Origin of the sequence: Clostridium sp. UBA2485 (genome assembly GCF_002341865.1) — a bacterium.
Taxonomy (GTDB): domain Bacteria; phylum Bacillota; class Clostridia; order Clostridiales; family Clostridiaceae; genus Clostridium_J.
Genome location: NZ_DDOV01000059.1, coordinates 22,814 through 29,603 on the forward strand (window position 1 = coordinate 22,814; position 6,790 = coordinate 29,603).

2 protein-coding genes and 3 pseudogenes are annotated in these 6,790 nt (G+C 30.3%); all 5 read left to right on the forward strand.

The window, feature by feature from the left end; genetic code table 11:
• Window positions 1-324: 324 nt before the first annotated feature.
• On the forward strand, window positions 325-933 hold the full coding sequence (locus B3603_RS12605; protein WP_291565397.1) for a class D sortase: 609 nt from the start codon (window positions 325-327) through the stop codon (window positions 931-933).
• A 16-nt stretch (window positions 934-949) separates the two neighbouring features.
• Window positions 950-2,197 (forward strand): annotated as a pseudogene (gene dnaE / locus B3603_RS12610) (DNA polymerase III subunit alpha); the annotation flags it as partial.
• 245 nt (window positions 2,198-2,442) lie between these two features.
• The gene (locus B3603_RS12615; RefSeq protein ID WP_291565400.1) at window positions 2,443-3,207 is read left to right on the forward strand and encodes an LAGLIDADG family homing endonuclease; all 765 of its coding nucleotides are present in this window, start codon (window positions 2,443-2,445) and stop codon (window positions 3,205-3,207) included.
• Between the two features lie 87 nt (window positions 3,208-3,294).
• A pseudogene (gene dnaE / locus B3603_RS12620) lies at window positions 3,295-4,401 on the forward strand (DNA polymerase III subunit alpha); the annotation flags it as partial.
• A 466-nt stretch (window positions 4,402-4,867) separates the two neighbouring features.
• Window positions 4,868-6,085, forward strand: a pseudogene (locus B3603_RS12625) (OB-fold nucleic acid binding domain-containing protein); the annotation flags it as partial.
• Between the last annotated feature and the right edge of the window lie 705 nt (window positions 6,086-6,790).

The window sequence follows — 6,790 nt, forward strand, 5'->3', positions numbered from 1 at the left end:
AAACTAATTTCTTTAAATAATTTTTTACTAGCAATATAATTGCTAGTTTTTTATAAGAAGCTACTGTGTAACTTCAAAAATAAATTAATTCTAAATTTCTCAGCGATAGCTGAGAAATATCAATAATTCTCCATTGTCAATTGTCAATTTTCCATTGTTAAAGCTATGGTATATTAATCATTTATAGTATAATTAATTAAGACATATAAAAGAAAATAACTAGTTAAAAATAGGTATTATATTTTGCACCAGACATGTCTATAGGTTTTCATGATAATTGGGTTGTCATAGAGTTTTCCTAAAGACTAGAAATGAGGTAGAACTATGAAAAACAAAGTTTTTAAAATTTTTGGTATAGTATTATTGGTTATAGGAATTTCGATGGTTGGTTATGGAATTCATAATAAGGTTAAAACTAATAATAAACAAAAAGAAATGATAGAAAACTTTGAATCAGCTTTAAATCACATTAAAGATAGTAATAATGAGACAACTAAAGAAAATAAAAAACAGGAAGATAAAAAAGAAGAAGAAATTCCTCTTACTGATGATGTTATTGCTATAATGGAAATACCTAAGATAAAGTTGCAAGTAGCAGTTAAAGAAGGAACAGAAATGGATATACTTAATTACGCTGTAGGTCACTTTAAAAACACTGCAATGCCAGGTAAAAAAGGAAATTTTGCAGTAGCTGGTCATAGAAACTATACCACTGGAGAGTTCTTTTTAAATGTTCATAAACTAACTGATAAAGATGAGATTAAAGTTAGAACTCATGAGAATACTTATATATATATAGTTAGTGGCATGGAAGTGGTAAATGAAGATGCACTAGAAGTATTAAATCCTACAGAGGATGCTACTATAACTTTAGTTACATGCACAGAGGATGGAAAACAAAGGTTAATAGTGAGAGGTAAACTAAAAGAATAGGATGTGATAAAACTATATGGAAAACAATGAAGAAAGAATAGATTTAGGCAGCTTTGCTCATCTTCACGTCCATACAGAATATAGTCTTTTAGATGGCTCAGGAAAGATAAGTAAAATGGTGCAAAGAGTCAAAGAATTAGGCATGAAAACCATAGCCATTACGGACCATGGAACTATGTATGGTTGTGTTGATTTCTATAAGGCTGCAAAAGAAGAAGGTATTAAGCCTATTATAGGATGTGAAATCTACGTTGCATCTAAATCTATGCATATTAAGGATGCTAATAGTGAAAATGAAACCAATCACTTAGTATTGTTGGTAAAAAATGAAGTCGGATATGAAAATTTGATGAAGATTGTTTCTACTGCATCCATAGAGGGATTTTATTATAAGCCTAGAGTTGACCATGAATTCTTAAAAGCTCATAGTGAAGGGCTTATTGCAAGTAGTGCTTGCTTAGGAGGAGAGGTTCAATCTTATTTACTTCAAAATAATGAGAAAAAAGCAAAAGAAGCAGCACTAAGATTTAAAGAAATCTTTAATGGAGATTTTTACTTAGAACTTCAATATCATGGCATGGATGAGCAGTTAAGAGTTAATGAACAATTAATTAAACTATCAAAAGAATGTGATATTCCATTAATATGTACCAATGATGTTCACTACATAAATAAAGAGGATGCAAAATCTCATGAAATACTATTATGTATTCAAACGGGAAAAACAATGGAAGATGAAAAGAGAATGAAGTATCCTTCCAATGAGTTTTATTTAAAATCTCCTGAGGAAATGGAAAAAATCTTTGGATATGTTCCAGAGGCGTTAGAGAATACAGTGAAAATTGCAGAGAAGTGTAATTTTGATTATGAATTTCACAAATCAAAATTACCTAAATTTCCATTACCAGAGGGGGTAGACCCTTATGATTATCTTAAAGAAACCTGTTATAGTGGTCTCTTTGAGAGGTATGAAGCTTTTAAATCTTTAGTAGAAAAGCCTTTTGATTTTGAGGAAGTTATAAAAATCACTAACGAGGACGATGAGGGGAAAAAAATAGTTGATAGGCTAGAATATGAGCTAGGTATCATAAATCAAATGGGTTATGTTGATTATTTCTTAATCGTTTGGGATTTTATAAGATTTGCCAACGAAAATGGAATACCAACTGGACCAGGAAGAGGTTCAGCAGCAGGATCAATAGTAGCCTATACCTTAGGAATAACAAAAATAGATCCAATAAAATATGGCTTACTCTTTGAGCGTGAAGTAAGATGCGCTAGTTAAACTCGGTGAATTGCTGGAAGGCTAAACAGAAAAAATATGCATGCTAATCAGCAGCCAAGTCTAGGAAAGGCATAAAAGTACTAGAAAGGTTCAGAGACTAGAGGATTGAATAGCCAAATAATAATATCCTCCACGAGTGCCGAGCTTAGCAAACATATATTCGTATACAGATTTATAGTATTGAAGATAATAATATTACTGATTTGTATATGTAGGTGATTTAAATGTTAAAAAAATGTCTAAAATGTAATGAAAATTTTAATGCGGATTCTAAAATACGAAAATTTTGTAGTAGAAGTTGTGCTAATAGTTTTAACGCTACAAAAAGAAAAGTGCATGATAATAGTTTATACACTGCTGGAATGAATACTTTTAATGCATATGTGCTTGGATTAATATACTCAGATGGATGTTTGAGTTTTGATGAGCACTCAAATAGGTATAGAATTACTATAACTATGAACGAATATGATTTAATGGAGTGTTTAAATAAATTTATCTGTCCAACTAAAAAGTTGTATAAATATAAGCATCCTAAAGGCAGAGAGTTTTCTTATTCAGTTATAACTACTAATGAGTTTGACGTAAATTTTTTAAAAGAACTTGGATTAATTGAAAGAAAATCTAAAAGTATTATGCTACCCGTATTGCCTAATAATTTAATGAGTCATTTTATTAGAGGATATTTTGATGGTGATGGCAGTGTATATGTAAATAAAACTAAACAAATTATAAATAAAAAAGTAAAGTATTATAAATATATAAACTGTAGTTTTACTACAGGAAGTATTAAATTTGCAGAGCAACTTCGTAATGTATTATTTAATAATGATATTGAAAATACATTGGTTGCCGACTCAAGAAGAAGCGATAATTTCTATGTAAAAATATATAAGAAAGAATCCATTAAAAAATTCTATAATTACATATATAAAGATGATAGTTTATATATAAAAAGGAAACATTTAAGGTTTGCTAAGATGATATAGTCCAAACTGAGCTAGAAATGACTAGCTGATGAAAATGAGAGAAATCTCCAGAGCGTAGGATAAAGAGCCTGCGGTTAACAATAAATGTTCTTAAACCCAGAAAGAGTAAGTATGCCAGATATTGACAGTGACTTCTGCTACGAAGGCAGGCAAAAGGTTATTGATTATGTTGTTGAAAAATATGGGGTTAATAATGTATCTCAAATTATAACCTTTGGAACAATGGCAGCTAGAGCTTGCATTAGAGATGTAGGTAGAGCTATGAATTATCCTTACGCAGAAGTAGATAGAATAGCTAAAATGATACCTACAGTTTTAAATATAACTATTGATAAAGCATTAAATATGAATCCTGAACTTAAAGAAGCTTATGAAGGCGACATGAGAGTTAAGGAATTAATTGATGTGGCAAGAGATTTAGAAGGTCTACCAAGACATAGCTCAACTCATGCTGCAGGAGTAGTTATAGCATCTCAGCCTCTTGTAAGTTATGTACCTCTTCAAAAAAATGAGGAAATGATTGTAACTCAATTTACTATGGGTACTTTAGAAGAACTAGGCCTTTTAAAAATGGATTTCTTAGGTCTTCGTACTTTAACAGTAATGAGAGATGCAGTTAATTATATTAAACAAAATCGAGGTATTGATATTGATCTAGATAAAATAGATTTTGAAGATACGAAAGTCTACAAAATGATAGGAGAAGGTAAAACTGCAGGAGTATTCCAGCTAGAGTCATCAGGTATGACTAGCTTTATGAAAGAACTAAAGCCTGACTCATTAGAGGATATTATAGCGGGAATAAGTCTTTATAGACCCGGTCCAATGGCAGAAATACCAAGATATGTAGAAAGCAAAAAAAATCCAAACAGAGTAACCTATGAAACACCGCAACTAGAACCAATACTTAATGTTACTTATGGGGTAATGGTCTACCAAGAACAGGTTATGGAAATAGTTAGGAAATTAGGGGGTTATTCCCTGGGAAGAAGTGACTTAGTGCGAAGAGCTATGTCTAAGAAAAAGCACAAGGTCATGGAAGAGGAAAGAAAGAATTTTATTTATGGAATAGTAAATGATGAGGGAGATATAGAAGTACCTGGTTGTTTAAGAAATGATATATCAGAAGATGCAGCAAATAAGATATTTGACCAAATGATGGATTTTGCAAGTTATGCGTTCAATAAAAGCCATAAATTATAAATTTAGTGTGGCACTATATAGTGATGTATAGTTAAAAACTCCTTAAATTGCTGGGAAGCCCTAAAGCTACTTAAACCACAACATAGCTTGTAAAGGCAGATGTGATGGTGGACGAAAGTCAGAAAAAATTAAGTAGATGATATATGAGTAAATTCTAAGTATTTATTTTGTGAAATCACATAAAATAAAATGGGTTATCAGCAGCGAAATTTCCCAATAAAAATGTCTTTTAGGAGATGGTATTATTTTAGATAAGCGATCTATTAAAAAAATATATAAGCTTAGGGATGAGGGTAATACCATAAGAGAAACCTTTTGGAATGATGAGAAAATACGAAAGATTACATGGGAAAGACGTTCAGAGACTATAATAGGAGGTACTAAGCATTTAGTACGTGGTATAGTCCAGCCTACAACTATATTAAATATAGGCTTATGAAAGTAAGAGTAGGAAAAGGCAGCGGCATACGCAGTTGTTGGATATCAAACTGCTTATTTGATGTATTATTATCCAACAGAAATTATAGCAGCAATGCTTAATAGTGTTAAAGGAAGTAATGAAAAGGTTGCTTATTACATAAGATTTGCTAACCAATTAGGCATAAGTGTGCTTCCACCGGATATTAACGAAAGCTATTCTGATTTTACTGTTAAAGATAAAACTATAAGATTTGGACTTTCTGCTATTAAAAACGTTGGGGAGAATGTTATTGAATCCATAGTAAAATATAGAGAAGAAAAAGGTGAGTTTACTGGATTCATGGATTTTTGTAATAAAATAGACACTACACAAGTAAATAAAAGAGCTGTTGAAAGCTTAATAAAAGCAGGAGCTTTTGATTCTTTAGGTATTTATCGTTCACAATTATCAGCAGTATTTGAAAAAGTTCTAGATGGAATTCACAATGAGAAAAAACGAAATGTTAAAGGACAAATAAGTCTTTTTGAAGATATTTTAGAAGAGAAAAATTTTGAGGTAGAGTATCCTAGAATACAGGAATTTAATAAAAAATACCTATTAGCTATGGAGAAGGAAATGACGGGGATTTATTTATCCGGTCATCCACTTGATGAATATGAAAAATCTTTAAAAGTTCAAACAAGTCATAATATCTCAGATTTACTTTTAGAAGATGGCTTTGAAGATGGAGTAGAATTAGATGAACAAAATCTTAAGGTTAGCGATGGGGATAAAGTCATAATTGGAGGTTTAATTTCTGCCGTAAGTAGAAAAGTGACTAGAAATAATACTATGATGGCTTTTATCACTTTAGAAGATTTATATGGCGCTATGGAAATTGTAGTATTTCCTAAAACCTTTGAAAACTGCAAAAATCTGATTAATGAGGATGAAATTGTAATTGTAAAGGGGAGAGTGGCAGTAAGAGAAGATGAGCAAACTAAAATATTATGTGAGGAAATAAAGCCTCTTATTAATATCAATAAGGATAAGATCTATATTTTACTTAAAGACAAAACTTTGCTTACTCCTACTGCTAATGAAATAAAAAGTGGACTTAAAGCCTTTAAAGGAAACACTCCAGTATATCTATGTACAGCAGATGATAGAAAATCCTATCTAATGGATAAATCTGCATGGCTTAGTAACGAATACGATACAATAGAAATATTGAAAGAAACCTTTGGAGAAAAAAATGTAAAGGTTGTTGAATAATAGGTTTATGCTATGATTAATTCATAGCATTTTCCTATTTAAAAGTATTGATATAAAAAATATTGGCAATCATATATGGTGATACTATTTTTAAAAATAATATACACTATTATTGAAATTAGATTTATTTAATTCAGAACTTAAAATAATGCACAATTCAAAATTCACAATTAAGGTTGAAATTAATTTCTTCAAATAGATTTTCAAATAAAAGTGAGTTTATTACTTGAAAAATAAATCAACTCAAAACTTCTTCTATAAAGAAGAAGTATCAATAATTCTCCATTCTCAATATTCAATTTTCAATTGTATAAGGGTGCAGTATAGTTTGGAACAAGACTAATAAATTCAGCTAGTACTATGGAGATATTACAGCATCTAGTTCTTTATAAGAAGTGACTACATCACTTCAAAAACAAATCAATTTTAAATTTCTCAGCTTTTGCTGAGAAATATCCACAATTTTGAATTTTGCATTGTGAATTATGAATTATATAAGTATAACTTTTAAACCTATGTTAATTTTATTGATTATATCTTTGATTTTGCTTACAATTTATATAGTGATAGTTTTGAATTTAGGCATCTTCAAAAAAATAATAGAACCAGTATGCTAGCCTATTTTCCATCATACTGCGTTGTCAGAATCTGCCGATAGCACCACTATGGGCAGAGTCTGACGTCTTGTCTGATATAAAATATACT

What these genes read in the sequence shown, in the direction of transcription:
- B3603_RS12605 (WP_291565397.1), top strand. Translation starts at nt 325, where the DNA reads ATGAAAAACAAAGTTTTTAAAATTTTTGGTATAGTATTATTGGTTATA.
- B3603_RS12615 (WP_291565400.1), top strand. Translation starts at nt 2,443, where the DNA reads ATGTTAAAAAAATGTCTAAAATGTAATGAAAATTTTAATGCGGATTCT.